The sequence below is a fragment of the Fimbriimonadales bacterium genome, from assembly GCA_035559795.1.
GTDB lineage: Bacteria > Armatimonadota > Fimbriimonadia > Fimbriimonadales > ATM1 > DATMAR01.
The window spans coordinates 242,747-266,562 of record DATMAR010000007.1 but is presented as its reverse complement, the minus strand read 5'-3'; the positions used below and the strand labels follow the sequence as shown (position 1 = coordinate 266,562).

The window sequence follows — 23,816 nt, the reverse complement described above, 5'->3', positions numbered from 1 at the left end:
GAGGCAGGCCGTGGAAGCCGGCGTGGCCGTGACCGGCACGCTGCGCTCGCCTTTCGCGCGCATCGTCTCGGAGCCGCCCGTGCCGGAGAGCGAAGCGATCTCGTGGCTCGTGCTCGGGCACGGCACGGGGGACGCTTCGCGCGGTGATCTTGCGATGTTGCCGCTCGCCGCCCACTCTTTGCTCGGTGGAGATGGAGGTCCGACCCTCGCGCAACGCTTCGGGCTGGACACGCTGGGCGTTCGTGGCTTCGGAACCGAGCAGCAATTCATGACAGTGGGTAAACGCATCGCCGATCGTATCTACGTCGGGTTCGATCAGAGCCTGGGGGCCGCGGCGAGCATCCTCAAGCTCGAGTTCGATCTCACCAAGCGCGTGCTGTTGCGCGCCCAGACCGGCGACACGAGCGGTGTGGGCATTTTCTACCGCTACTCCTTCGACTGATGAACGCGCTCCGGCCAAAGCGCCTACCCGCGTAGAGATCAAATGTCTTACAAGACGCCAGCCCAACTTCCGCGGGGCTAGCCGCCATCACGCTGGCCGGGACGGAATTCTTGCGGCTCTTCCGAGGGCAATGCCAGCCACAGAACGAGGTACAGGATGATTCCGAGGCCGGCCATGAATGCGAGGACAACGAATAGAACCCTGAGAAAGACGGGATCGATGTCGAGATGCTCTCCGAGCCCGCCGCACACGCCGGCGATCTTGCGATCCGATCTTGAAAGATGCAGTCTCGGTGCCCTGACAGGGGACAGGTCGCGGCCTTTGATCGGCACCAGGAACGCCATCGCGAGATAGGCAATCACGCCGGTTCCACCCGCAAACACAAGCACGACAAACCCTACCCGGAAGAAAACCGGGTCCACATCGAAGTATTCACCCAACCCGCTGCATACCCCCGCGATTTTCTTCTCTTCAGGCGAACGATATAGCCGCTTCATTTCCCGCCACCGGTGGGCGCGCCGGCTCAGCGCTCGATGCAGCGGTCCAATATCTCGATCGGCACGCCGTAGTCGAGCGTAGCGCTGCGGATGGTCTTAACTGCCTCGCCATAATTGAGCCGGGCTCGGGCAACAAACCCCTGGCGCAGTTCTCTCTCGATCTCCACGGCCAGCCTCATGCGGCTTGTGGCCTCTTCCGACAGAGAGCCGTCTTCCCGCACGTCGAGCCGGTCAACGCCGTGCCACACCGAAAGCCAAGGGCCGTCCTCGCAATAGTCGCGGAACAGATTGATGGTGATGGGTCGATCTGGCATCTGCACGGCCCTTTGAAGAGTGTCTCCAAACGGAGACGGGATTGCACGATCGGATCAGCGGGATAGCCGGTCCCTTACGAACGGGTGTCATGTTGGCGCGAGGACAATAGGCGCCATGCTGGGTGGCGATTTTGAACATCTTGCCGTCTTCGCCCGCACCGCGCTTTTTGGTGTGGCCGCCCTCGTCGTAGCCATTCTGTGTTTCATCCTCTTGATGGCGTTAACGAGCCCACCCGACAACTTAGGCTAGACAAACCTCTGTGGTTTATGTTCCTCGCTTATTAACATCGTGACACGGTGAAAATCATGAATCCTGCCTTCTGGTTTGCGCTCACTACGTCGATCATCCTGCTGCTGCTCGCGCATTTCTGATACGCCGGCCGGGCTGGTTGTCACCATCGGCGGTTTTCGGTAAGCGAGCCGGCGAATAGGACGCCGAATGAGGTATAGGCGCACCGAATGACGTGGCTATGGCGGCGTATTCGAAAACTGGTGGGACGTGCAGGGATCGAACCTGCGACCTACTGATTAAGAGTCAGCTGCTCTACCAACTGAGCTAACGCCCCACGAAGGTGTTTATTTTACGCTATTTTTTTAAACCTTTTGAATACCCTGTTTGCATTGGCTGTGGTGGCTTCAGCGATGTTCATTGTTTCGAGTTGCAGAGTTTCAGCCAGAGCGGTCCCGATTAGCGGGAGCATCGCGGGCTCGTTCTTCTTTCCACGATAGGGATGAGGAGCGAGATAAGGCGAATCGGTTTCTAAAAGAATTCGTTCGAGGGGAATTTGCGAGACGATTCGACGAAGCGCCTCGGCATTTTTGTAGGTAATCGGTCCGTCCACACCGAAGTAACAATCTAAAGCAAGTGCGCGTTTTGCTTGTTCTAAATTGCCGGAATAGCAATGCAAAACTTTAGTGATTGGTTGCGTTTCCGATTTTTCGATTACCGTCAATAAATCGTCATATGCTTCACGACAGTGAAAAACTACGGGTAAATCTTTTTCGATGGCTAAATGCAGATGGTCGAGCAAGCATACTCTTTGTTGTTCGTGCGTCGCATAAGTTCGATAATAATCTAAACCGATTTCGCCTATTGCAACCGTTTTCGGATGTCGAGAAAGTTCTTCGATTTTGGTCAGTTCGCTTTTTTTATAATGAGCGGAATAATTCGGATGCCAGCCGACGCAGGCGTAAACTTTCTCGAAAGAATCTGCAAGTTCTACGGCGATTTGCGAAGTTTCCGTATCGCATCCCACGACAACAAAGGCAATCACCCCATTCTCTTCCGCTTTTGCCAATGTGTCTGCTGGATCGGGAAAATCTTCGCGAAAATTCAAATGACAATGCGTATCTATCCAACACATCGCAGATAAATCACTCATGAGAGGTTATTTCTCCTCGAATTTGCGAGACGATGTGAGGAATCAGCGTAAGCAGAGCCTCAACGCCATCTTGCGCTCCGTTCGGAGAACCAGGAAGATTCACAATCAAAGTTTCATTTCGAATTCCGCAGACGCCGCGAGATAATGGTGCCATGCGTGTTTTTTCCAAACCGCGAATCAACAAATAGTTTTCGAGTCCTGTCGCTCTTTTGTTCAGTAATGGAAGCGTGGCTTCGGGGGTAACGTCGCGAGGTGCAAAACCCGTCCCCCCCGTCGTGAAGATCACGTCACAGCGTTCGCAAAGGCTTATTAATGCATTCCCTATCTCTTCTATTTCGTCTCGGACGAGTCTTCGTTCGATATGCTTTGCATCGTTTTTTCGCAAAATCTCCTCGATGTTTTTGCCACTGATATCGGTTTCTATCGTTCTGCTGTCACTGATTGTCAGCACGCCGAAACGAATTCGCTCTAAGCCTTCCAATCCGATTTCCCCCCCTTTTTTTCCAGTAAGCGAATTTTTTCGATTTCTATTCCATGCCCGACATTTTTGAGCATGTCGTAAATTGTCAATGCTGCAGCAGAGACTGCGATGAGCGCCTCCATTTCTACACCGGTCTTTGCATTCGCTCTCGCTTCCGATTCGATTCTTATTCCGTTATTTTCCCGTTCGAACCGAATCTCGATATGATCTAACGAAATCGTATGACATAGCGGAATCCATTCAGCTGTTCGTTTCGCCGCTTGAATTCCGGCAATTTGCGCCAAAGTAAGAACATCACCCTTCGGATGCTTTTCCATCGCTTGGAGATGTTTTTCGGATAGATGCACGAAACCTTCCGCGCGAGCCTGGCGCAATGTGGGTTGTTTTTCCGAGACATCCACCATGCGAGCCTTTCCCGTTTCATCGAGGTGCGAAGTATCCATATCATTGAGGGTACCTTTCTATTATGCTTGCTATCACTGCGGGAGTCATTTTGTTCGCTCTCGCTCCGGACGTGCGTTTCGTTGCAACCGATGGAAGTGCAAAGTCGCTTTCGCTTTGGCGAGGGTATTACACGCTGGTCGTAACAGGACTAAACCCTCGCGAATCGAAAGATTTGGAAACGATTCGAGGGTTGGCAGTCATCGAGCCTGACGATAAGAAATACGCACTCGTTTGCCTCACGTCGGCGACACCTGAAGAACTTTCGAAAATCGCAGAAGACGCACGCATTCGCAAAGGATTATTTTTCTCAGAAGAGGAGGCGTTCGTCGCGCTCGGAGTTCGCGAGGGGGGGGAGATTCGTCGAAAAGCGATTCTCGTGAATCCGCGAGGTTATGTGGTCAAGATATGGGATGGAATGAGCAGTGAATTTGCGCAGGTTTTTGCGGAATGGATTAGTGGGTCTTCACTTCCCATCGGCGCGGAGGCTTTCGACCCTCGCCCCCTATTTTTTCGTTCTCTTTGGGAAGATTTGAATTTAGCGGAATTCGGCATAGAATATTCGTGGAGAAAGCCCGACGAAGAGAAAGGTTTGCTGGTTCTTTTTCTTTCGACTACAGGAAGTGTTGACGAACTTTACATCGAGCGAATTCGACGCATCGGTGAGATTTGCAAAAGCAAGGGGGTTGGGGTTATCGGATGTTTTCCGAATTACGATGAAACACCAGAGACTGTATTTTTTTATGCGAAGAATGCGAAGTTCGAGTTTCCATGTGCAGTAGATGTGGGGGGGTGTATCGCGGACGTTTATCGAGCGACGCGAACACCGGAAGCATTTTTGCTCGATTCGAAAGGGAGGGTTTTTTACGCGGGAAGTATAGATTCCACGACGCGCGCAGACGATAGAGTTGTGCCCTATCTGGAAAGGGCAATCGAGGCTTTAGTAGGCGGAAAGAAGCCCAAACCGGATAAGACGATTCCTTTCGGCACGATCATCAAGCGAACCGAGGCGGATGAGAGACAGCGCACAGGTTGATGGTGACTGTTCTTCTATTTTCAGCGTTTTCGTAGAATCCGAAAACAGGCTGTTTGTTGACTTCAAAGTACGTTTTCTATCATAATTTGCTTTCCTAAATAATTTGCTTTCCTAAAAAAGAGGCATGCGATGCGATTTAATACCAAAGCCGTTCACGAAGGATTACCTTTAGATCCGGAAACAGGAGCAGTCACGTTTCCGATTTTTCAAACCTCCACGTTCCAACAAGAGACGCCAGGAGTTCCTCGCAAACATATGGGACGCGATTTGTCTTATGCGCGAACAGAAAATCCCACTCGAACAGCGTTAGAAACTGCGCTGGCAACTGTCGAAGACGCGAAATACGCGCTCGCCTTTGCAAGCGGTCTTGCCGCTGTTACCTGTGTATTGAACACTTTGAAAACTGGTTCTCATGTGATTGCATGTTCGGACCTTTACGGCGGTTCCTATCGAGCATTCACTAAAGTGTATGCAAAGTTGGGCTTAGAATTTACTTTCGTAAACACGACTCGATTAGAAGAAATCGAAGCGGCAATTCGACCGAACACGGTTCTTCTTTGGTTGGAATCTCCTTCGAATCCGCTATTGAATATCACAGATTTGCGCGCCGCCTCTGAGATTGCGAAGAGGAAAGGCATTCGTGTGTTGGTGGACAACACTTTTGCGACACCGTATTTGCAAAAACCTTTAGAGTTAGGTGCAGATATCGTGTTACATTCGACCACGAAATATCTCAACGGTCATGCGGACGCCATCAACGGTGCATTGGTGACGAATTCCGAAGAGATTTGGCAAGAACTGAAATTCGTTCAGAACGCATGCGGTTTGATTCCCGGTCCGCAAGATTGTTATTTAGTCTTGCGCGGAATCAAAACCTTGCCATTGCGAATGGAAAGACATTGTTCGAATGCGAAAAAAATCGCTGAATACCTCTCGAAGCATCCGAAAGTAGCAAAAGTATTTTATCCCGGCTTGCCATATCATCCCGGGCATGAGATTGCAAAAAAACAAATGTGCGATTTCGGAGCGATGGTTTCTTTCGAACTTCGAGACGATTCGGGAACTGCGTATCGTCCCTTCCTCGAAAGGCTCAAGTTATTCACGTTGGCGGAATCGCTCGGGTGCGTGCAGTCTTTGATTTGCCACCCCCCCACGATGACGCATGCCTCCGTAGAGCCTGAAGCACGCAAGAAGGCTGGCATTTCCGAAGGTCTCATTCGCATTTCTGTCGGTATCGAAGATGTAGAGGATTTAATCGAAGATTTAGAACAAGCGTTCGAGGGAATCTCGTCGTGAGTAGCAAAGCGAAGACTGTTCGGCTCGGTATCCTTGGCCTCGGGAACGTGGGTTCGGGGCTCGTCGAGTTGATTCGAAAAAATGCGGAAGTCATCGAGCGAAAGTCCGATTTGCGTTTCGAAATTGTGTGCGCATTGGTAAAGAATAGGAAGAAAAAGCGACCACTCCCTCCAGAGTTGATAACGTATAAACCGGAAGAAGTCGTGTGTTCTCCTGAAGTGGATATCGTCGTGGAATTAATTGGGGGGGTAGAGCCGGCGCGAACGTTTATTCTCAAAGCGCTGGAATCGGGAAAAAGTGTCGTTACGGCAAATAAAGCAGTTTTAGCATCGCACGGGGATGAGATATTCGAAGCGGCGACGAGGAATCGTTGTCAGATCGGGCTGGAGGCGAGCGTTTGTGGAGGGATTCCCATCATACGTGCGCTTTCGAGCGGGCTGATCGCGAATCAGGTTACGCAATTGATGGGGATTCTCAATGGCACGTCGAATTACATTCTCACTACGATGCAAGAAGATGGCATCGGTTTCAAAGAGGCATTGCGAAATGCACAAAAGAAAGGTTTAGCCGAAGCAGATCCCTCTTTCGATATCAAAGGACTCGACGCGGCACATAAATTGCTCATCCTTTCGGAATTGACGTTTCAGACGAAAGCGAGTCTTTCGGAAATCATCGTGGAGGGAATCGAAAATATCGAAGAAGAAGATATTAGCGCAGCAAAACAGTTCGGATTCGTCATAAAGCCTGTGGCTTTAGGAACTCGCTCCGAAAACAAATTGGATTTGCGTGTGCATCCGGCGTTGATTCATCACACCCATCCGCTTGCGAGTGTTCGTCACGAATTCAATGCCGTTTTGGTGAGAGGCGATGCAATCGGCGAGATGATCTTTTATGGAAAAGGCGCTGGCTCGTTGCCTACTGCGAGCGCAGTTCTTTCGGACATCGTCGAAATCGCACGCAATCCCCATGCAACGATGTTATGGAATCCTTCGAAAAGCGTTCGACATTCGCCTGCGGAATCCTCGTCGCGTTTTTATTTTCGATTCCCCATTTATGATAGACCTGGCTTGATTGGAAAGATTGCGACTGTATTAGGGAATTACGAAGTTTCGATTACGGATGCTGTTGCGCGATTGACCTGCAATCAAACCAATCGTGGAAACGTGATGATTGTCACTCACTCTGCATCAGAATCTGCGGTGCGCGATGCTTTGAAAGAAATATCGCGTACGAACGTGCTTGCGGCACCCGCTGTGGCCGTGAGGATTCTCGAATAAGTCAGGGTCAATAAAGTTTAAAAAACGTATACGTCCGTAACTAACTTTCAGATACAAGCGAATAAACGGAGATTCTCCGGCGGTCATCGGGACCTTCGAATTTTACGATCCCATCCGTCAGAGCGAAAAGAGTGTAGTCATTGCCGATGCCGACGTTTTTCCCTGGATAAAATTTAGTCCCTCTTTGACGAACCAAAATGTTGCCCGCGCGGACTTGTTCGCCGGCGAACTTTTTCACGCCGAGACGCTTCGATGTGCTGTCTCTACCGTTGCGCGATGAACCTACACCTTTTTTATGAGCCATGTTATTTTCCTGCTGTGATTTTTAATATTTTGACATCCGTAAGTTCTGGGCGGAAACCCCAGCGGCGTCTTTCGTTTTTCTTTGGTTTGTAATTGAAGCCGCGTATCTTTTTGCCACGGTAGTGGCGCACGATTTCGGCTTCTACTTTCGCTTTCGGAATCATCGGCGAGCCGAACACAGGCTCCTTTGAGTCAATGACAGCGAGCACGGGGAACTCGACCTTCGAACCGATTTCCCCTTCGAGCCTGTTCAACGTTACCACTTGATTTTCGGCAACTTTGAACTGTCTTCCGGACGCCTTGATGACCGCGTACATATCGAGGAATGGTCAGTATACCCCAAGGGAAAACTACAGACGAGAGAGCAACGCATAGCGCCACCCTCGGACGCTCACATAGCAACCTTCCGCTCCTACCGCGAAAAGTGCCCTCTCTAAAATCAAGGCTCCGATGTGGATCGTTCTCTCTCTTCCCCGCTCCAAACCAGGCACTTGCGCTCGCTCCGAATTGGTCATCTTGGAAAGCCACGAACAAAATCTGCTGATTTCCTCATAGGAAAGAAATGCGCCATGCACTTTGTGCTGGTCCCATTCGAGGATTTTGTCTCGAATGGTTACGAGGTTCGTTGCCGATGCCCCGACAGCGACAACTGTTCCGCAGCGATTCGGGAGGTAACGAATTCCGAAAGTGTTGTCTACAATCTCGATGGCGCGAAGGAGGGCGCTGGCATCGGGGGATTCTTCCGCTAAAACACTGTCTCGTAAACCCAATGTACCAATGGCATAACTTTTTTGGAATAACGTTTTCCACTCCGAATCCCCGCGACGAGACTTCGTGACGATTTCCGTGCTATGCCCCCCCACGTCTATCATCGTAATCACGGGATTTTCACGGAAAAGAGGGTCTTCGAAAACAGAAGCGGCGCTCAGTTCTGCTTCTTCTTCACCGGAGAGAATTTGGACGGGAGTACCTTGTTCCTCGGCTCGTTTTAAGAAAATTTGTGCATTGTTCGCAATTCTGAGAGCCATCGTTCCGAAAGCATAAGGAGTAGCCTGGTGGTTTTTCGCATTTTGAAACGCTCGTTTAATCGCTTCGAGAGTTCGCGCCATTCCGTTTTCCGAAAGCCCCCCCGTGATTTTTACACCTTCTCCCAAACCGGTGACTTCGCTCGTTTCGAAAATGGGCACCCAATCCCCATTTCTTTTTTCGGCGATTAACAGCAGAACGGAATTCGAGCCGACGTCAATGACCGCTTTTCTCAAAGGTGTTTATCTAATGCGGACCTTCGAAGGCAGTTCCGCATGGGCTGCCCATCGTCGAAGCCTCGTTCCAAATTTCTTCACCGTTCATCCTTAGTAACGGATTATAAAAAATCGCCGATTCTTTAGAACGCGATCCGATGTAATGACAAATGAACGACCTTCGGAAACGTTCCTTCGAACGATTCGGTCCGCTACCATGAATGGTGTGCCCTCCGAAAAACAAACAATCTCCGGGATTCATAATCATCGGCTCTACTCTAAATCCTTCTGGCGGCTTCACGAAATCCCCGAAATAAGATTCTTCAGGATTCGCGCTTTCAGGACATTTTAAATCCAATTTATGCGAACCGGGGACGACCTGCAAGCAGCCGTTTTCTTCATCGCATGGGTCAATTGCAATCCAAGCCGCCATGCAACCCTCTTGTACTTCTCTTTCGTCTGCACGGAGATATAAGTTATCTTGGTGAAGTGCTTGTCCTTTTGTTCCGGGAGGTTTCCAGTAATACATCGTTTGCGCTGCGAGAGGTTCGTCTTCCAAAAGCAAAGCGACAATGTCGGTAATTCGAGGGTCGAGAAGATATCGTTTGCTAAGCTCGTCGAAGCGGTGGGGATGCACGATGCGAGGATAGTTTTCCTTCAAGTCGGTAACTACTCGTTCTTTCTTGCGTTCGAACTTTCCCGGAACACCTTCGTTCCATATCTGCTCGAAACGCGCGTGTATTTTTTCTACTTCTTCGGGAGTTAAAAGTGCATGAACGAGCAAATAGCCGTTTTTTTCGTATTCCTCCTTAAAAGTTTTCGAATCCGCAGTTCCCGCAGGCATATGCAGATTCTATCATAGTTTGTATAATCTTAGAGGTGCCGTATATCGAGGAACTGAAAGAATTGACCGGTTTGGTTCTCTTCTCGAAGGATGCAGGACCTGTCCTTTATCGTCTTTGCGAAATTGCTCAGATAATGACAGGGGCGAAAAACGCGATGATTGCAGAATTCAGTGAAAACCTCGGCTTTATGGCGTTACGGGCAGGTTCAGGCGCAGATTGGAATCCAGAGATGCTGGGGGAGCGAATCGATATCGGTGTAGAAGAGCATCAAGGAATCACCGCTTACGTGGCGGCAACCGGAAAAACCTTTATCGCCCCGGATGTTCGTGCGGAAAAGCGCTATCGCAAAGTGATCGAAAGTAGTCGAAGTGAATTGGCTGCCCCCATCTTCGACCGGCATCGCCGAGTGCGAGGCGTGCTCAATGTCGAGTCGGACGAATTAGACAAATTCGGTGCAACAGAGAAAGCGCATTTAGAACTTTTGGCAATGTTTGCGGGCTTACTCATGGATAGAGAGGATGCGCGGATTCGCGAGCAAGCGCTTTTGCAAGTCAGTGTCGCTTTGGATAGGGCACAAACGGAGGAAGAACTTTTACAGAAAGTAACTATTATCACGCAAAAAGTGATGCGCGTTACGGCGTACTCTATCTTTTTATGGGATGAACAACGGCAAGCGTTCGTGTTGCGCGATACAGTCGGTTCTTCTACGCTTAGCAAAGATGCGCACTATTTACCGGGAGAGGGATGCACGGGATGGGTCTGCCAATTCGGTCAGCCTATACTTTTGGATGACCCGACAAAAGACCCTCGGTGGCGCGGTCGTTATTTAGAATTTCCCGTCGAGGAGATTGCTTCGTTTCTCGCTGTACCGATACTTACAGGAAACCGTTGTCTTGGATGCATTCGCGCAATTAGAAGAAAACCAGAAAATCCTTTTATCGATGTGCGCTTTACGGAAGATGATACGAATCTTTTGCAAGCAATCGCAGAGCAGTTGGGGGCAGGGTTAGAAAAAATACGCAGTGTCGAAAAATTGGTGAACGCAGAGAGGATGGCGGCATGGGGAGAATTGAGCGCTCGAAGCGCACACATGATAGGAAACCGTATTTTTGCGATGATGGGTGATTTGAACGAACTTCGTTTTATCTTAAGTCAAGATCCGATACCTCGCGAAAAAGGTTTAAAGACATTGAGCGATTTGCAAAACAGTGTCAAAAAACTTGAAGAAATGCTGCAGGATTTCCGTGATTTCGTTACAGCGACGAAATTGAATCCTACTTTAGGAAATATCAACGAAGTGATTCGCACTGCAACCAGAGGAATCTTGCCGCCCGATTCTCCTATCGAACTGGTTTTGAATTTGGACGAAAGTATTCCTGAATTCGAATTCGATGCGCAAAAAATCGAGAGAGCAATTTCGGAACTCGTAGAAAACGCGACGCATTTTATGGAAAAAGGTCGCATCACCATAACGACAGGTATCGCTTCAGAAAAAGATTTTTTAGAAGCAGGCTTTGCAAGACCTGTGGGAAATTATTCGAAAATCGTCGTAGAGGACGAAGGGCCTGGAATTCCTAACGAACTGAAGGCGCGAATCTTCGACCCCTATCAGACGACACGCGTGCGGGGAATGGGATTAGGGCTTTCTATCGTTAAAGGAATCATAGATGCGCACAGGGGAAGAATTTATGAATGCGGCGAAGTAGGAAAAGGAGCGCGATTCGTCATTTTATTACCGATCCATAGCAATCAACAAAATATCCCAGGTGACGCTAAAATCTTATAGCCTCTTGCGGTAAGATGGTTTTTCGCACATGCCTACAGTGGCTTTTACAACTTTGGGCTGTAAAGTTAATCAATACGAGACCCAGCGAATTTTAGACTCTTTCGAAAGGGTTGGGTATACCGTCGTGCCGTTCACGGAAGTGGCGGATGTGTATGTTATCAATACATGCAGCGTGACCGGGCAGGCAGAGAGCAAGAGCAGACAAACCGTGAGGAGAGCCGCAAGACAAAACCCGAATGCAAAAGTGATTGTAACGGGTTGCGCTGCGCAAATGGCGCTCAACAAAAAACAATTTTTCGATGCGGCTCATATTCTCGTGCCTAATCCCCAAAAATTAGACACTGCGAAAATCTTTTTCGAACAGTTTCCTGAATATAAACCTGCGTCTACGAATACACAAACCAAAGCACGACCGTTCGGGGGGCGAGTACGTGCAACTATAAAAATTCAAGATGGATGCAGTGTGTATTGTAGTTATTGCAGTATTCCTTACACGCGTCCGGTGATGGCGAGTCGTCCCTATCGAGAGATATTGGAAGAGGCACGTGATTACGGGCGAAGAGGTTTCAAAGAAATCGTGTTAACCGGTGTACTCATCGGTTCATATGGTCCGGAAACAGGGAGCGGTGGACCGAATTTCGAAGACCTCCTCGAAATGTTGCAGGATTTAGATGAGGTTGCGCAAATTCGAATTTCGAGCATCGAGACCACGCAAGTTAGCGAACGTTTAATCAACATCATGAAAACACCGGGAACGAAAGTCGTTCCTCATTTGCATATTCCTTTACAATCAGGGAGCACGAAATTGCTTCGTGAAATGAATCGTCCTTATACACAAGAATACTATTTAGAACTTTGCAAGAAGTTATATTCCGAGATTCAGGATTTGGCGATTTCGACAGATATCATGGTTGGGTTTCCGACAGAAAGCGAAGAGGACTTCGAGGGAACCCTCAAGGTATGTGAGACAGTCCGATATATGCGGGTGCATGTATTTCGTTTTAGTCCGCGTCCTGGAACACCTGCAGATGTTTATAATGATCCGATTTCTCCGGAAGTAAAGATGGAACGCAGTAAAAGAGTGATGGAACTCTCTCATCAAACCGCGTCTGAATTCGTAGAGCGATATTTAGGACGAGAAGTCGATGTTCTTGTCGAAGGCAAGGCGAAACCCGAAGGACTTTTGCATGGGCTGACTCGAAACTATATCGAGGTCGAGTTCGCAGGTTCGACGTCGTTGACGGGAACGTTTGCACGCGTTCGTCTTACTTCACGGAACGGTTCGGGAGCGTTGGGAGAACTGGTCGAAGCGAGTGCGCCTCGCCGCAATCTTTTCCCACTCGCTACTATGAACGATGAGTTTCGATAGGAGGATTTTTTTGATATGGACTGTCTGTTTTGCAAAATTATCGAAGGGGATGTTCCTTCGTCGAAAGTTTTCGAGAACGAATCAGTTTATGCTTTTCGGGATATCAATCCTCAAGCGCCAGTTCATGTCATTGTCGTGCCGAAAAAGCATGTAGAGGGGATGCATGCAGTGAATGAAGACAACGATTTGCAGTCGCTTATGCTTGCATGCGCAGAGGTCGCTCGCATCGAGGGATTGGAACGCAATGGATATCGTTTAGTGATAAACACTGGCAGAGATGCAGGTCAGACGATATTTCATTTGCATGTTCATGTTTTAGGCGGTCGTCCGATGTCCTGGCCTCCCGGTTAAAGTTGTCGCTTTTTATGTTTTGACAGGCGTCTGCAAAAACGAAGCGATTGTATAACTATCGCATCCTTTTCTTTTTTGCAAGAAGTTCATAATAACAATTTTCCAAGGCGTCTACCGTTTTGTCCCACGAATAATGATCGAGAATTTCTTTCCGCAACAATTCTGCGCCCCGTTGTTCCTCTGCTAAATTGCAAATCGCCGCTTGCATCGTCGTAAGCAAAGACTCTTCACTTCCTGTTTTCACGAGACGTCTTCCCGGTGCAGAAGTTTTCAATACTTCTTCATGCGGCTCGATGTCGCTCGCAATAATCGGCACGCCGTAGGATGCTGCTTCTAATAAAGTAATCGGAAGACCCTCTAGACTCGAAGGCAAAACGAAAAACGCCGCGTTCGTATAGAGTTCGTCCAACAAATCTCCATAGACATAACCTGCCATGATTACTCGCGAGTCTTTCGATGCAAGTTCGTGAAGATTTTTTACGTAGTCATCGGTAAAACTCGACCCCCCCGCAATGACCAAGCGCAAATCTCCGTCTAAATGACGAAAAGCGCGAACGAGCAAATCCGGAGCTTTTTCCGGAACTAATCTTCCTACGAACAAAATGTAATCTTTTCCTTTTAGCCCATAGCGTTCCGCAATTTCTTTCGGCTGTAAACGAGGTCGAGGGTTGATTCCATTGGGGATGTAAACCGCTTTTCGTTGATATGTTTTTTCGTAATGGTCAGCGAGGTATTGCGCGACGGTAACGATTTCATCCACGACTTTCGCACTGACCCAAGCCGAAAATTTCAATGCAGTCTTTTCGAATCGGTTCCACTTCGCTCGCAAATGGTCGAGACCGTGAATCGTTTGCACTATACCGGCGCGGCTTAGAACTTTCGGGAACGGAGTCCATATCGAAGGACCTATAGCATGATAATGCAGAATGTCGTATCCACGTTGAAAGATTGCCGCGAACGTCGAGATTCCGCTGTGAACGAGAGCATCCAAGCGTTTTGTTCCGACGGTGGGCAAGCGGCACAGTTTCATTCCCCTGTATTCCTTCAACCCCTTTTCCACGTAATTCGAGCGACAAAATACGACTACGGTGTGACCTCGTTCCGCGAGCCTTGCGCCGACTTCTTCGACATGTCGTTCGACCCCCCCGAAAGTTGCAGGAACTCCTCTCGAGCCGATGATTCCTATTTTCAATGGGCGGCGCATCATGAATGTGCGCACCTCATTGCTTCGTCGTAAAAGGCGTGTAATTTTTTCAGATGGACTTCTGGAGAAAATTCTTGCAGAACTCTTTCTCTCGCTCTTTTTCCCATTTCGAAAGCCGTATTCGGATTATGGATAATTTTTCGGATTGCTTCCGCCAAAGCCTCGGGATTGTTCGCAGGGACGGTTTCCCCCGTAACGCCCGATTCCACTAATTCCGGCAGCCCCCCCAAATTACTGCTGATTACAGGAACGCCGCATGCGAAGGCTTCCAACACGGAAATCGGCTGATTTTCCTGCCATCGTGCGGGCAAAACTGCCACGAGGGCGTTGCGAACGAAATCCAGAAGTTCTGATTTTCCTAATCTTCCATGAAAAATTATTCTGCCAGGCGCTTTCGCCTGAGCGAGTCGCTCGAGCCGTTCTCTTTCTGGGCCATCTCCTGCGATTTCCAATTGTATATTTTCGTTTATCGTGGCAAACGCTTCGATGAGCGTATCGATCCCCTTTTCATAAGACAAACGCCCAGCATAGATTACGTTCCCCCCCGGTATTTCTTTGGGGCGGATTTCTCTTGCATCTACGAAATTGTTCAAAACACGCAGCCTATCCGGAAAAACTCGTGCTTCCTTCATCTTCGATGCCAAAAAGTGACTCGGGCAGAGAAATAATTTTATCGGTTGATAGGCGCCGAAGAAAGTGTGAAAACTCAATTCCAACATTGCTGCTGCGCTGCTGAAAAAAGAACCATCCTTGCACCGTTTCAGTGTCGCCCAATAAAATTTGCGTCCCATGCATGCTTCGCAAACCTTACCGTGCGTGAAAAACTGATAGGTGGGGCATGCTAATTTGTAATCGTGAAGCGTCATCACTGCCGGAATTTTCTTTGCCGCAATCGGTTTCAGTATCGACGGGGAAAGTTGGTGATAGATATTATGCAAATGGACGATATCCGGTTTGAAATCTTCAATCACTTTTTCCATTCCTTTCGCCGCAGAGCGTGACCAGAACATCCTTCCAAACGCTTTTATTTTTGCAAGCGGTGAATGAGGAAGCGGATTGAATTCGATGTAGGACGGAAAAAGCTTTTCATACGTGCGAGGTTCGTTTTGCGGATGCTGCATTCCGAAAAATTCCACTTCATGCCCCCCCTGCTTTTGCAGAGATGCGACATCGTCCATATACGCCTCTGCGCCGCCTCTTCGATAGAGGAACTTATTGACGTGTAGAATTTTCATGAAAGAAGGCTTATGCTGCTGCCTCTTCTAAAAATTTTCTCGGGTCTGTGATTTTTCCTGTGATGGCGGTTGCTGCCGCGGTAATCGGCGACATCAAATGCGTGCGTGAACCGGGTCCTTGACGACCTTCGTAAGGACGATTGCTCGTGCTGGCACAGCGATGCTGTGGGCGAACGATATCGCCGTTCATGCCTAAACACATACTGCATCCCGAATGATGCCATTCGAAACCGGCATCTCGAAATATTTGGGCAATGCCCTCTCTTTCCGCTTGTTTGCGAACGGCTTCGCTGCCTGGAACCACCATTGCGCGAACACCAGAAGCGACTTTCCTTCCCTTGACGATTTGCGCCGCTTCGCGAAGATCCTCGATTCGACTGTTCGTGCAACTTCCAATGAAAACGTTTTGCACTTCCAATTCTTGTATCGGTATTCCCGGTTTCAATCCCATATACATCAAAGCGCGTTCTTCGCTGGGGGTGCTAGGTTCGGGAATCACGCCATCGATGTCTATTGTCATTGCAGGGTTTGTCCCCCAAGAGACTTTAGGAACTAAATTATTTGCATCCAGTTCGACGATTTTGTCGAATTGCGCGCCCTCGTCGGTCGGCAGCATTTTCCATTTTTCCATCCATCTTTCCAGTTCTTCACCTTTCGGCGCATAGGTGCGTTCTTCCGAAGCGATGTATTCGAAGGTCTTTTCATCGGGGGCAATCATTCCGGCTTTTGCTCCCATTTCGATGCTCATGTTGCAAATCGTCATTCTTCCACTCATCGGCAAATTGCGAATGGTTTCTCCGCGATATTCGGCGACATAACCCGTTCCCCCCCCTGCCCCGAGTTTTTGAATGATAGCCAAGATGACATCTTTGGCGGTTACTCCGAGATTCAATTTTCCATTTACTTCGATCGCAAGCGTTTTCGGTTTCGCAGGCACTCGAAGCGTCTGCGTCGCTAAAACGTGTTCGACTTCTGTAGTGCCGATTCCGAATGCCAACGCGCCGAAAGCACCGTGTGTACTCGTGTGACTATCACCGCAAACAATCGTGAGACCTGGCAGTGTAAGACCGAATTGAGGCCCGATGATATGGACGATTCCTTGTTTTTCGGTGAGATATCCGAATAAAGGTATTCCGAATTCTTCGCAGTTCTTCGCTAATGCGATGAGTTGTTTTCCACTCAGGGTTTCTTCAGGAATAATTCTTCCATCGGTAGGAACGTTGTGGTCGACTGTTGCAAAGGTCAAATCCGGGCGGCGCACGCGAATTCCTCTTTCTCGCAATCCGTCAAACGCTTGAGGAGAAGTTACTTCGTGAATCAAATGCCTGTCTATGTAAAGTAAATGCTCTCGGGTCGGTAAAACGGTAACGATATGCGCATTCCAGATTTTTTCGAATAACGTTTTCGGCATTCTTGTTATTAGTTTACTCGCTAATTTAATGAGTGTCTCTTATGGGAAAGAGCCTATCTTTCGTAGATTCGCTCACCCGATATATAAACGCTTTTTGGCTGTCCGGGTTGTTCCAGGGGAGAGCGTTCATAAACTTGGAAATCGGCGTATTGCCCCGGTTCTAAACCTCCATATTCCATTTCGCCATTGACCTCTGCTCCTCCCGAGGTATAGGCTCGGAGCGCTGTTTCGAGGGAGATTTTCTCTTCAGGGGCGAAGCCATCTCGTGAGGTCGCCGCTTCGATTCCCGACCAAGGGTCTCCGCTGACAATGGGACGGTCGCTGGAAAAACCAACAGAAATGCCAGATTCCAATAGCGAGCGAATGGGTTTGATTTTCGAAGCTCGTTCTTCGCCTAAGGCTTTGAAATAGGTGTTTCTGAAACGCAGCAAAAATTCCGGCTGCATTGCGAGTTTTGTTCTCATTTTTTTTATCTTCTCGATTTGTTTTTGCGAAAGAACCATTGCGTGTTCGATTCGATGCGTGGAAGGATTTTTCGTTTTTTCGTATGCGTTCAATACGGCGTCGACAGCGCTATCTCCGATGGCATGAATTGCGATTTGTAAGCCATCTTCGTCTGCTCGTCGCACTTTTTCGTTCAGTTCTTCTTGTTCATAAATGAGATAGCCTGTTTCTCCGTTCGTATAAGGTTCTGACATAGCTGCCGTTCTTGCTCCGATAGCACCATCGGCAAAAAGTTTCACGCCATTAATTCGCAATTTATCGTTGATTCGCAATTGATCCTGGTTGAAGAATTCTCTTTGAAAGTCATCGAAAATCACATCCCAATCCAAATAAAGTCGCGCGCGCGCTGGCAATTCTTCCAAAACATTTTGATATGCCAGGAGTTCATCGCTAATATTCACGCTGCCTGTCGTCATATCCGAAGCGCATGTAATTCCATAACTCAGCATGCTCGTTACTGCTTTTCGAATAGCGTTTTTCATTTCTGCAACGGAGGGCTTCGGAACGACTCCATAGACTAAACCCATCGCATTTTCCAAGAGTAAGCCAGTCGCTTCTCCCTTCTCATTTCGCACGATAGTCCCCCCCGGAGGGTTTTCTGTCACGTCCTTGATTCCTGCGAGCGCTAATGCTTTCTTGCTCACGACGCACGCATGGCCGCTGCTATGGCGAAGAACGATGGCTCGACCCGGTAAAACTTTTTCTAATTCCTCTGCCGTAATATCTTTTCCGTCCTCGAAACGATTCGCATCGTAATGCACCGCTAAAATCCATTCGTCATCGCGTATTTTCTTCGACCATTCTAAGAGTTTCTCGAAAACTTCTTCTTTCTTCGTCGTGCCTGAAAGATTTAGTCTCGATAAATCCAATCCCGCCGCCAAAATATGGCAATGACAATCCACGAAACCAGGAAGAACGAACCCCCCCTCTAAATCTATGCACTTATCCGCTTCTCGTTCTGTAATAGGTATTCCATCGCCTCGATACACTACATGTCCGTTTTCCACGAGAAAAGATAAAGAAGACCCATCGAATCCCCACCTCCCGTTTTTAAAAAGAATCCTCATCGAATTTTTTTCGTTTTAAAATCTTTAGCTCGTTTCGGCTTTTGTATCAAAGACCTTGCCGCATCGGCTAAGCCTGCCACTCTGCGCAATTCGAATATTTCGTCTCGCACCTTTGCCGCTTCTTCGAATCGCATTTCCTTGGCAAGTGCTCGCATCTCATGTTCGAGTCGCGCGATTTCCAAAGGAACGTCTTCTAAAGGTATCGAGCCGTCTTTTCCAATTCTCGGTTTTTTGCCGTCATAAGGAACCGAACTTTCTTTTGCCGAAAAGTCGTAACTCCTTACCGTTTCCCTCACCGCTTTCGTTACGGTTTTCGGTGCTATGTTCATTCGGCGATTGAATTCCTCTTGAATTTTTCTTCTGCGTGCGGTTTCATCGAGCGCTCTTCGCATCGAACCCGTTATCGTGTCTGCATACATAATCACCTTTCCATGCACATTTCTCGCCGCGCGTCCAATGGTTTGTATCAACGAAGTTTCTGAGCGCAGGAATCCTTCCTTATCCGCATCTAAAATGGCGACGAGCGAAACTTCCGGCAAATCCAAACCTTCGCGAAGCAGGTTTACTCCGACGACGACGTCATAAACACCTAATCGTAAATCACGCAATATCTCCGGTCTTTCGAGCGAGTGAATTTCACTGTGTAAATACTGCACTCGTATATTGATATCCTGGAGATACGAGCACAAATCCTCCGCCATTTTCTTCGTGAGCGTCGTTACGAGAGTTCTTTCGCCTCGTTCTACTCGCAAACGGATTTCGTTAATCAAATCGTCTATTTGTCCTTTGGTCGGTCGAACCTCAACTTCTGGGTCGACAATAAAGGTGGGGCGAATGATTTGCTCGACGATCTGCTCACTGACTTCGCGTTCGAAGGGTCCCGGAGTTGCGCTTACGAAGACCACTTGCCCGATTCTTTGTAAAAACTCGTTCCATTTCAAAGGACGGTTATCCAACGCGCTGGGAAGACGAAAACCATAATCTACGAGAACTTGTTTTCGGCTAATATCTCCGTTATACATTCCGTGAAGTTGCGGAATGGTTTGATGGCTTTCGTCTATGAAAATAATAGTATCGGAAGGCAAGAAATCGAGGAGAGTATAAGGGGGGGTACCCGGCTCGCGTCCATCGAAATAGCGTGAATAATTTTCGATTCCGTTGCAATAGCCGAATTCACGCATCATTTCGATGTCGAAGGTCGTTCTTTGTCGAAGCCTTTGTTCCTCGAGAAGTTTCCCTTGAGAGCGAAAATGCGCGCATCTCGCTTCGAGTTCCTCTTTAATTTGTTCGATAATTTCGTCCAACCGACTCCATGGCGTTACATAGTGAGTTGCCGGAAATATCGTAACCCGCTCCGGTTCGTCTAACACTTCTTGCGTCAATGGGTCTATCAGTCGAATTCTCTCGATTTCGTCTCCGAACCATTCGATACGCGTGGTGATTTCTTCGTCTTTCGGTTGAATTTCGAGCACGTCTCCTCGCACTCGAAAAGTCCCGCGATTCAACACCAAGTCGTTTCTCGTGAACTGCATTTGCACCAAAGCGCGCAATGCATCGTTTCTCCCCACCGTTTGTCCTCTTTCGAAAACGAGCACGCGCTCACGATATTCCTCGGGATTGCCCAATCCATAAATGCACGAAACACTCGCAACGACTACGACATCTCTGCGTTCCAAAACAGCCTGCGTCGCTGCGTGACGCAATCGGTCTATTTCGTCATTAATGCTCGCATCTTTTTCGATATAAGTGTCTGTTGTCGGAACGTATGCTTCGGGTTGATAGTAATCGTAATAACTAATGAAATATTGAACAGCGTTTTCCGGGAAAAAAGCGCGGAATTCTTGACAAAGTTGTGCGGCGAGAGTTTTGTTGTGCGCGATTACGAGTGCGGGTCGCTTTACAGCGGCGATTACGCTCGCCATGGTATAGGTTTTTCCCGTACCTGTCGCTCCTAAGAGCGTCTGGAAGCGATAGCCCGACGTGATGCCATCGACTAATTTCCCGATGGCTTCGGGCTGGTCGCCTTGCGGTCGAAACTCGGAGGCAAGGCGGAAATCGGCTTCGCGTTTTAGGAGCATTTTTAAATAATGTACTCTATAAGGTACGATTACGAATAACGTTTTTTTCTTCTCGGAGGTTTCACCTTGCCGCTTCTCGTGTTGGTTCGTCATGGAGAATCTATTTGGAACGCAGAAGACCGCTTTACGGGTTGGGTAGACGTTCCGTTAAGCGAAAGAGGTGAGGAGGAAGCGCGTATCGCAGGAAGGTTACTGAAAAACGCCGGTTACCGTTTCGATATCGCTTACACGAGCGCTTTGATTCGCGCGCAAGACACACTCGCAATCATGCTCGAAGAGATGGGTGTGGATATTCCGATTATTCGAGACGCCGCATTGAATGAAAGGATGTATGGGAATTTGCAGGGGCTCAATAAACAAAAAATGCGTGAACTCTATGGCGAACAAATTGTGCAATTGTGGAGAAGGAGTTATGATATCCCGCCACCCGGGGGGGAAGCTTTGAAAGATACCGCCGCGCGCACCTTGCCATTTTTCGAACGATGCATTTTGGGAGATATCCAACTCGGAAAGAACGTGCTCGTAGTCGCACACGGCAACAGTAATCGCTCGATTGTGATGTTTTTAGAAAATCTTAGCAAAGAAGAGATATTGAAATTGAATCTCGATACGGGTATTCCATACGTGTACCACCTCGACGGGAATGGCAAGGTTCTTTCTAAAGAAGAATTACGTATGTCGAAATAGTAGTTAGGTTCGCGGCTTATGTCGCACCATATTATTATTCGCGGTTTACGCCGCTCCTACGGGTTTTTTCATTGGGAGTCTCACTCGGAAAGTGCTACCGACATTCAATTCGCTTTCCACTTCCACCTTCCCTCCATGACTTTCTACGATATGGCGAACAATGCTTAATCCGAGCCCTGTCCCCCCCGTTTCACGAGAACGTGCGCGGTCGACACGATAAAAACGTTCGAATATACGAGGAAGATGCTCACTGCTGATTCCGATTCCCGTGTCTTTCACTTCGAGCACAACCTCGTTATCGGATGGATACACGCGAACTGTTATGCTTCCTTCCAACGTGTATCGAACCGCATTGCTCAAAAGGTTCGAAACAACTTGTACGAGTTGTTCCGCCTCTCCTTCTACCATCAACGACTCTGGCGCTTCGAAAAAGAGTTTCAATCCTTTTTCTTGAATTTGCCTTTCCGTTTTCGAAACGACTTCTCGAACGAGTTCTGAGAAATTGACTTCGGATTTCTTTATGGGGCGCGATTCTGCGTATGAAAGAACGAGCAAATCGTCTGCCAAATTCGTGAGCCTATCCACTTCGGAAATGATGTTCTGTAAATATCGTTCTTTCGTTTCTTGCGGTAAGTCTGGATTATCGAGAATGGTCTCAGCCATAGAACGAATCGAAGCCATCGGTGTGCGCAACTCGTGACTCGCATTCGCAACGAAATCGCTGCGAATTTTTTCCAATCTACGCATAGGAGTGAGATCCGTCATGGCGATAAAAATTCGTTTCGGTTCACTCTCGGAAACCCACGAAAGAACATGATAGACGTGATCGGATGGTGCAGGGATGTTGATTTCTATTTTATAAGGTTTCTCTCTCGTTCCGGCATTTGTCGTTGCATGAAGGATGTCGTGGGAAAGGGTTACATCGAGTAACGTGTGGCCTTTAGGTTCTTTGAATGCGAAAGCTTCTTTGGCCGCGCGGTTTGCGTTAAGAATCGTGCCGTGGGAGTCACAAATGAATAACGGCGTTTCGAGACCCTCGATGACATCCTCGAATTGCCGTTGTATTGCTTCTTTTTCTTCTTTCGTTCTTCGAAGTTCAGAACGTGTGGCGCGAAGCTCTCTCGACCACTCACCGAGACGAAAAGAAAGACTCTTGACCACAGAAAGCATGATGAGAATCCCTGACAGAGCACCAATCACGAGCCAAACGATTTTTGTGATATCACGCAGTCCTTCCCACACGAGAGCAAAGAAAAACAGAGCCACGCCTAAGACGGCGAGCCATTGGTATCGCGGAGTCTCCTTCCTTCGAATCAACAATTCATTCTAACACCTCGAACCAACGGTAGAATTCGAGTGATGCTTATCGGAACTACAGTTTTGGGGGTTTTGAGGGATGGCAAGGTCGCCATCGCCGCCGATGGACAAGTTACTTTGGCGGATTCGAATACCGTGGTGAAGCACAAAGCACGGAAGGTGCGAAAATTGGCGGACGGAAAAGTTTTAGGGGGTTTTGCTGGAAGCGTGGCAGATGCGCAAGCCCTTCAAGATAGGTTCGAGAAAAAGTTAGAGCAGTTCGGCCATAACTTGCGTCGCGCCGCCGTCGAATTTGCAAAAGATTGGCGAAGCGATAAAGTGCTGAGGAATTTCGCGGCAATGATGATTGTTGCAGACACGGAAACTCTTTTGCTTTTATCGGGCGACGGCAACGTAATCGAGCCCGATGATGGAGTTGCTGGAATCGGTTCAGGAGGACCTTATGCTGTTTCCGCTGCGCGGGCTTTGTTGAAACACACTCACCTTAGCGCGGAAGAAATTGCACGTGAAAGTTTGCTTCTTGCCAGCGAAATTTGTGTTTACACGAATAACCAAATTGTTATCGAAACTTTGTAGTTATTACAAAAACACTCATTTCTATCTTATGTTTTACAACATTCGTATTGTTTGGATTTGTGTAACCCCTACGACCCAATGTTGAAGGCCATCGAAGGATTCAGGAGTTTCGTGCCATTCGTAGTGATAGCCTTCGATGAAGTCGTCCTCCAAGAATCGCCTCGGTAGGTGTACAGTCGGAACCCAGATTTCTTTGAGAATTGGATAAAAATCCGAAGGTAAAGGCTCGAGGAGCAGATGGAGGTTATTGTCGAGAAATGCGTAATCCGCACTTACATCTACGACAGTGACTTTCGCGAGGTTGTACTTCCACAAGTCTCCGGCAATCCGTGCCATTTTTGTCCCTTCCTGGAAGAAAGGACGAGGAGGTCTTACGAAAAGCCGCGCTGATTCTTTACTTCAAAAACCCGAGTATGAGAAGGGTCGGGAATTATGTTCGATAGGTCAAGTCCATGATTACGTCTCGGATTCCCGGGCGCTGTTTTAAGGCTTTCGCGATGATTTCCATCTCGGAACGCAAATCGAGAGTGTGTCCACGCATTGCTTTGACTTGACCTCGGAGATACACCACACCATGAATAACGACGATAGACATTAAAGAAATGTCCACAGGTCGCCTGGCAAATTCTCTCCAGACAGTTTTTGTAACTTCGGTATCTTCCAGTCTTGCCATGCT

26 protein-coding genes and 1 tRNA gene are annotated in these 23,816 nt (G+C 48.3%); 9 read left to right on the top strand and 18 right to left on the bottom strand.

Annotated features, from left to right (window positions below):
* On the top strand, positions 1 to 442 hold a 442-nt coding region (locus tag VNK96_05560; protein HWP31173.1), incomplete at its 5' end, for a translocation/assembly module TamB domain-containing protein.
* A gap of 77 nt (positions 443 to 519) precedes the next feature.
* Here VNK96_05560 and VNK96_05555 read toward each other — a convergent pair.
* From VNK96_05555 to moaC, 6 genes are all read right to left on the bottom strand, one after another.
* Positions 520 to 939, bottom strand: coding sequence for a PspC domain-containing protein (locus tag VNK96_05555; GenBank protein HWP31172.1), 420 nt, complete (start codon positions 937 to 939; stop codon positions 520 to 522).
* A gap of 26 nt (positions 940 to 965) precedes the next feature.
* On the bottom strand, positions 966 to 1,259 hold the full coding sequence (locus VNK96_05550; protein HWP31171.1) for a hypothetical protein: 294 nt from the start codon (positions 1,257 to 1,259) through the stop codon (positions 966 to 968).
* Positions 1,260 to 1,743: 484 nt separating this feature from the next.
* Positions 1,744 to 1,819: transfer RNA gene (locus tag VNK96_05545), tRNA-Lys, on the bottom strand.
* 15 nt (positions 1,820 to 1,834) lie between these two features.
* On the bottom strand, positions 1,835 to 2,635 hold the full coding sequence (locus VNK96_05540; GenBank protein HWP31170.1) for a TatD family hydrolase: 801 nt from the start codon (positions 2,633 to 2,635) through the stop codon (positions 1,835 to 1,837).
* Positions 2,628 to 3,116, bottom strand: a complete 489-nt coding sequence (locus VNK96_05535) for a MogA/MoaB family molybdenum cofactor biosynthesis protein (protein ID HWP31169.1) — start codon at positions 3,114 to 3,116, stop codon at positions 2,628 to 2,630. Before VNK96_05535 ends, VNK96_05540 begins: the two co-directional genes overlap by 8 nt.
* Entirely contained in the window at positions 3,104 to 3,559 is a 456-nt protein-coding gene (gene moaC / locus VNK96_05530; GenBank protein ID HWP31168.1) for a cyclic pyranopterin monophosphate synthase MoaC, read from the bottom strand. The genes VNK96_05535 and moaC overlap by 13 nt, the downstream gene beginning before the upstream one ends.
* 23 nt (positions 3,560 to 3,582) lie before the next feature.
* Here moaC and VNK96_05525 point away from each other — a divergent pair, with 23 nt between their 5' ends.
* The 3 genes from VNK96_05525 to VNK96_05515 all read left to right on the top strand — a co-directional run bounded on the left by VNK96_05525 (position 3,583) and on the right by VNK96_05515 (position 7,166).
* The gene (locus VNK96_05525) at positions 3,583 to 4,593 is read left to right on the top strand and encodes a hypothetical protein (protein HWP31167.1); all 1,011 of its coding nucleotides are present in this window, start codon (positions 3,583 to 3,585) and stop codon (positions 4,591 to 4,593) included.
* A gap of 129 nt (positions 4,594 to 4,722) precedes the next feature.
* A complete protein-coding gene (locus tag VNK96_05520) occupies positions 4,723 to 5,889 on the top strand; it encodes a PLP-dependent aspartate aminotransferase family protein (GenBank protein ID HWP31166.1) in 1,167 nt (388 codons plus the stop codon).
* A complete protein-coding gene (locus VNK96_05515) occupies positions 5,886 to 7,166 on the top strand; it encodes a homoserine dehydrogenase (protein HWP31165.1) in 1,281 nt (426 codons plus the stop codon). The genes VNK96_05520 and VNK96_05515 overlap by 4 nt, the downstream gene beginning before the upstream one ends.
* Before the next feature lie 40 nt (positions 7,167 to 7,206).
* Here the strand turns inward: VNK96_05515 and rpmA are convergent, their stop codons facing one another.
* From rpmA to VNK96_05495, 4 genes are read right to left on the bottom strand one after another with little or no spacing between them, the layout of a single operon-like run.
* The gene (gene rpmA, locus VNK96_05510; GenBank protein HWP31164.1) at positions 7,207 to 7,470 is read right to left on the bottom strand and encodes a 50S ribosomal protein L27; all 264 of its coding nucleotides are present in this window, start codon (positions 7,468 to 7,470) and stop codon (positions 7,207 to 7,209) included.
* A gap of 1 nt (position 7,471) precedes the next feature.
* Positions 7,472 to 7,786, bottom strand: a complete 315-nt coding sequence (gene rplU / locus VNK96_05505; GenBank protein ID HWP31163.1) for a 50S ribosomal protein L21 — start codon at positions 7,784 to 7,786, stop codon at positions 7,472 to 7,474.
* 33 nt (positions 7,787 to 7,819) lie between these two features.
* Entirely contained in the window at positions 7,820 to 8,731 is a 912-nt protein-coding gene (locus tag VNK96_05500) for a hypothetical protein (protein ID HWP31162.1), read from the bottom strand.
* A gap of 10 nt (positions 8,732 to 8,741) precedes the next feature.
* The gene (locus VNK96_05495) at positions 8,742 to 9,554 is read right to left on the bottom strand and encodes a phytanoyl-CoA dioxygenase family protein (GenBank protein HWP31161.1); all 813 of its coding nucleotides are present in this window, start codon (positions 9,552 to 9,554) and stop codon (positions 8,742 to 8,744) included.
* 35 nt (positions 9,555 to 9,589) lie between these two features.
* On the opposite strand from VNK96_05495, the gene VNK96_05490 reads away from it, so the two are divergent.
* The 3 genes from VNK96_05490 to VNK96_05480 are packed head-to-tail and all read left to right on the top strand — an operon-like array spanning position 9,590 to position 13,061.
* Positions 9,590 to 11,341: a GAF domain-containing protein gene (locus VNK96_05490; GenBank protein ID HWP31160.1), complete on the top strand. Its 1,752-nt coding sequence runs from the start codon at positions 9,590 to 9,592 to the stop codon at positions 11,339 to 11,341.
* 28 nt (positions 11,342 to 11,369) lie between these two features.
* Positions 11,370 to 12,710: a tRNA (N(6)-L-threonylcarbamoyladenosine(37)-C(2))-methylthiotransferase MtaB gene (mtaB, locus tag VNK96_05485; GenBank protein HWP31159.1), complete on the top strand. Its 1,341-nt coding sequence runs from the start codon at positions 11,370 to 11,372 to the stop codon at positions 12,708 to 12,710.
* A gap of 15 nt (positions 12,711 to 12,725) precedes the next feature.
* Positions 12,726 to 13,061, top strand: a complete 336-nt coding sequence (locus tag VNK96_05480) for a histidine triad nucleotide-binding protein (protein ID HWP31158.1) — start codon at positions 12,726 to 12,728, stop codon at positions 13,059 to 13,061.
* Positions 13,062 to 13,116: 55 nt separating this feature from the next.
* On the opposite strand, the gene VNK96_05475 is transcribed toward VNK96_05480, so the two are convergent.
* Genes VNK96_05475 through uvrB form a run of 5 tightly spaced genes read right to left on the bottom strand, consistent with a single transcriptional unit; the run spans position 13,117 to position 20,653 of the window.
* A complete protein-coding gene (locus VNK96_05475) occupies positions 13,117 to 14,268 on the bottom strand; it encodes a glycosyltransferase family 4 protein (protein HWP31157.1) in 1,152 nt (383 codons plus the stop codon).
* Positions 14,265 to 15,500: a glycosyltransferase family 4 protein gene (locus VNK96_05470; GenBank protein HWP31156.1), complete on the bottom strand. Its 1,236-nt coding sequence runs from the start codon at positions 15,498 to 15,500 to the stop codon at positions 14,265 to 14,267. The genes VNK96_05475 and VNK96_05470 overlap by 4 nt, the downstream gene beginning before the upstream one ends.
* A gap of 10 nt (positions 15,501 to 15,510) precedes the next feature.
* Entirely contained in the window at positions 15,511 to 16,911 is a 1,401-nt protein-coding gene (gene leuC, locus VNK96_05465) for a 3-isopropylmalate dehydratase large subunit (protein HWP31155.1), read from the bottom strand.
* A 53-nt stretch (positions 16,912 to 16,964) separates the two neighbouring features.
* Entirely contained in the window at positions 16,965 to 18,482 is a 1,518-nt protein-coding gene (locus VNK96_05460) for an amidohydrolase (protein HWP31154.1), read from the bottom strand.
* Positions 18,479 to 20,653 carry an excinuclease ABC subunit UvrB gene (uvrB, locus tag VNK96_05455; protein HWP31153.1) on the bottom strand — a complete coding sequence of 725 codons (2,175 nt, stop codon included), beginning with the start codon at positions 20,651 to 20,653 and terminating at the stop codon, positions 18,479 to 18,481. The genes VNK96_05460 and uvrB overlap by 4 nt, the downstream gene beginning before the upstream one ends.
* On the opposite strand from uvrB, the gene VNK96_05450 reads away from it, so the two are divergent.
* The gene (locus tag VNK96_05450; protein HWP31152.1) at positions 20,627 to 21,247 is read left to right on the top strand and encodes a 2,3-diphosphoglycerate-dependent phosphoglycerate mutase; all 621 of its coding nucleotides are present in this window, start codon (positions 20,627 to 20,629) and stop codon (positions 21,245 to 21,247) included. The genes uvrB and VNK96_05450 overlap by 27 nt on opposite strands.
* Before the next feature lie 45 nt (positions 21,248 to 21,292).
* On the opposite strand, the gene VNK96_05445 is transcribed toward VNK96_05450, so the two are convergent.
* A complete protein-coding gene (locus VNK96_05445; GenBank protein ID HWP31151.1) occupies positions 21,293 to 22,564 on the bottom strand; it encodes an ATP-binding protein in 1,272 nt (423 codons plus the stop codon).
* Positions 22,565 to 22,606: 42 nt separating this feature from the next.
* On the opposite strand from VNK96_05445, the gene hslV reads away from it, so the two are divergent.
* Complete coding sequence (gene hslV / locus VNK96_05440; GenBank protein ID HWP31150.1) at positions 22,607 to 23,140, top strand: ATP-dependent protease subunit HslV; 534 nt, start codon at positions 22,607 to 22,609, stop codon at positions 23,138 to 23,140.
* Positions 23,141 to 23,173: 33 nt separating this feature from the next.
* On the opposite strand, the gene VNK96_05435 is transcribed toward hslV, so the two are convergent.
* Positions 23,174 to 23,476, bottom strand: a complete 303-nt coding sequence (locus VNK96_05435; GenBank protein HWP31149.1) for a hypothetical protein — start codon at positions 23,474 to 23,476, stop codon at positions 23,174 to 23,176.
* A 94-nt stretch (positions 23,477 to 23,570) separates the two neighbouring features.
* Positions 23,571 to 23,813 carry a hypothetical protein gene (locus VNK96_05430; GenBank protein HWP31148.1) on the bottom strand — a complete coding sequence of 81 codons (243 nt, stop codon included), beginning with the start codon at positions 23,811 to 23,813 and terminating at the stop codon, positions 23,571 to 23,573.
* Between the last annotated feature and the right edge of the window lie 3 nt (positions 23,814 to 23,816).

Coding starts and splice junctions, on each gene's coding strand:
- VNK96_05555 (HWP31172.1), bottom strand. CDS start 939: ATGAAGCGGCTATATCGTTCGCCTGAAGAGAAGAAAATCGCGGGGGTA.
- VNK96_05540 (HWP31170.1), bottom strand. CDS start 2,635: ATGAGTGATTTATCTGCGATGTGTTGGATAGATACGCATTGTCATTTG.
- moaC (HWP31168.1), bottom strand. CDS start 3,559: ATGGATACTTCGCACCTCGATGAAACGGGAAAGGCTCGCATGGTGGAT.
- VNK96_05525 (HWP31167.1), top strand. CDS start 3,583: ATGCTTGCTATCACTGCGGGAGTCATTTTGTTCGCTCTCGCTCCGGAC.
- VNK96_05520 (HWP31166.1), top strand. CDS start 4,723: ATGCGATTTAATACCAAAGCCGTTCACGAAGGATTACCTTTAGATCCG.
- rpmA (HWP31164.1), bottom strand. CDS start 7,470: ATGGCTCATAAAAAAGGTGTAGGTTCATCGCGCAACGGTAGAGACAGC.
- rplU (HWP31163.1), bottom strand. CDS start 7,786: ATGTACGCGGTCATCAAGGCGTCCGGAAGACAGTTCAAAGTTGCCGAA.
- VNK96_05495 (HWP31161.1), bottom strand. CDS start 9,554: ATGCCTGCGGGAACTGCGGATTCGAAAACTTTTAAGGAGGAATACGAA.
- mtaB (HWP31159.1), top strand. CDS start 11,370: ATGCCTACAGTGGCTTTTACAACTTTGGGCTGTAAAGTTAATCAATAC.
- VNK96_05480 (HWP31158.1), top strand. CDS start 12,726: ATGGACTGTCTGTTTTGCAAAATTATCGAAGGGGATGTTCCTTCGTCG.
- VNK96_05475 (HWP31157.1), bottom strand. CDS start 14,268: ATGATGCGCCGCCCATTGAAAATAGGAATCATCGGCTCGAGAGGAGTT.
- VNK96_05470 (HWP31156.1), bottom strand. CDS start 15,500: ATGAAAATTCTACACGTCAATAAGTTCCTCTATCGAAGAGGCGGCGCA.
- leuC (HWP31155.1), bottom strand. CDS start 16,911: ATGCCGAAAACGTTATTCGAAAAAATCTGGAATGCGCATATCGTTACC.
- VNK96_05460 (HWP31154.1), bottom strand. CDS start 18,482: ATGAGGATTCTTTTTAAAAACGGGAGGTGGGGATTCGATGGGTCTTCT.
- uvrB (HWP31153.1), bottom strand. CDS start 20,653: ATGACGAACCAACACGAGAAGCGGCAAGGTGAAACCTCCGAGAAGAAA.
- hslV (HWP31150.1), top strand. CDS start 22,607: ATGCTTATCGGAACTACAGTTTTGGGGGTTTTGAGGGATGGCAAGGTC.
- VNK96_05435 (HWP31149.1), bottom strand. CDS start 23,476: ATGGCACGGATTGCCGGAGACTTGTGGAAGTACAACCTCGCGAAAGTC.
- VNK96_05430 (HWP31148.1), bottom strand. CDS start 23,813: ATGGCAAGACTGGAAGATACCGAAGTTACAAAAACTGTCTGGAGAGAA.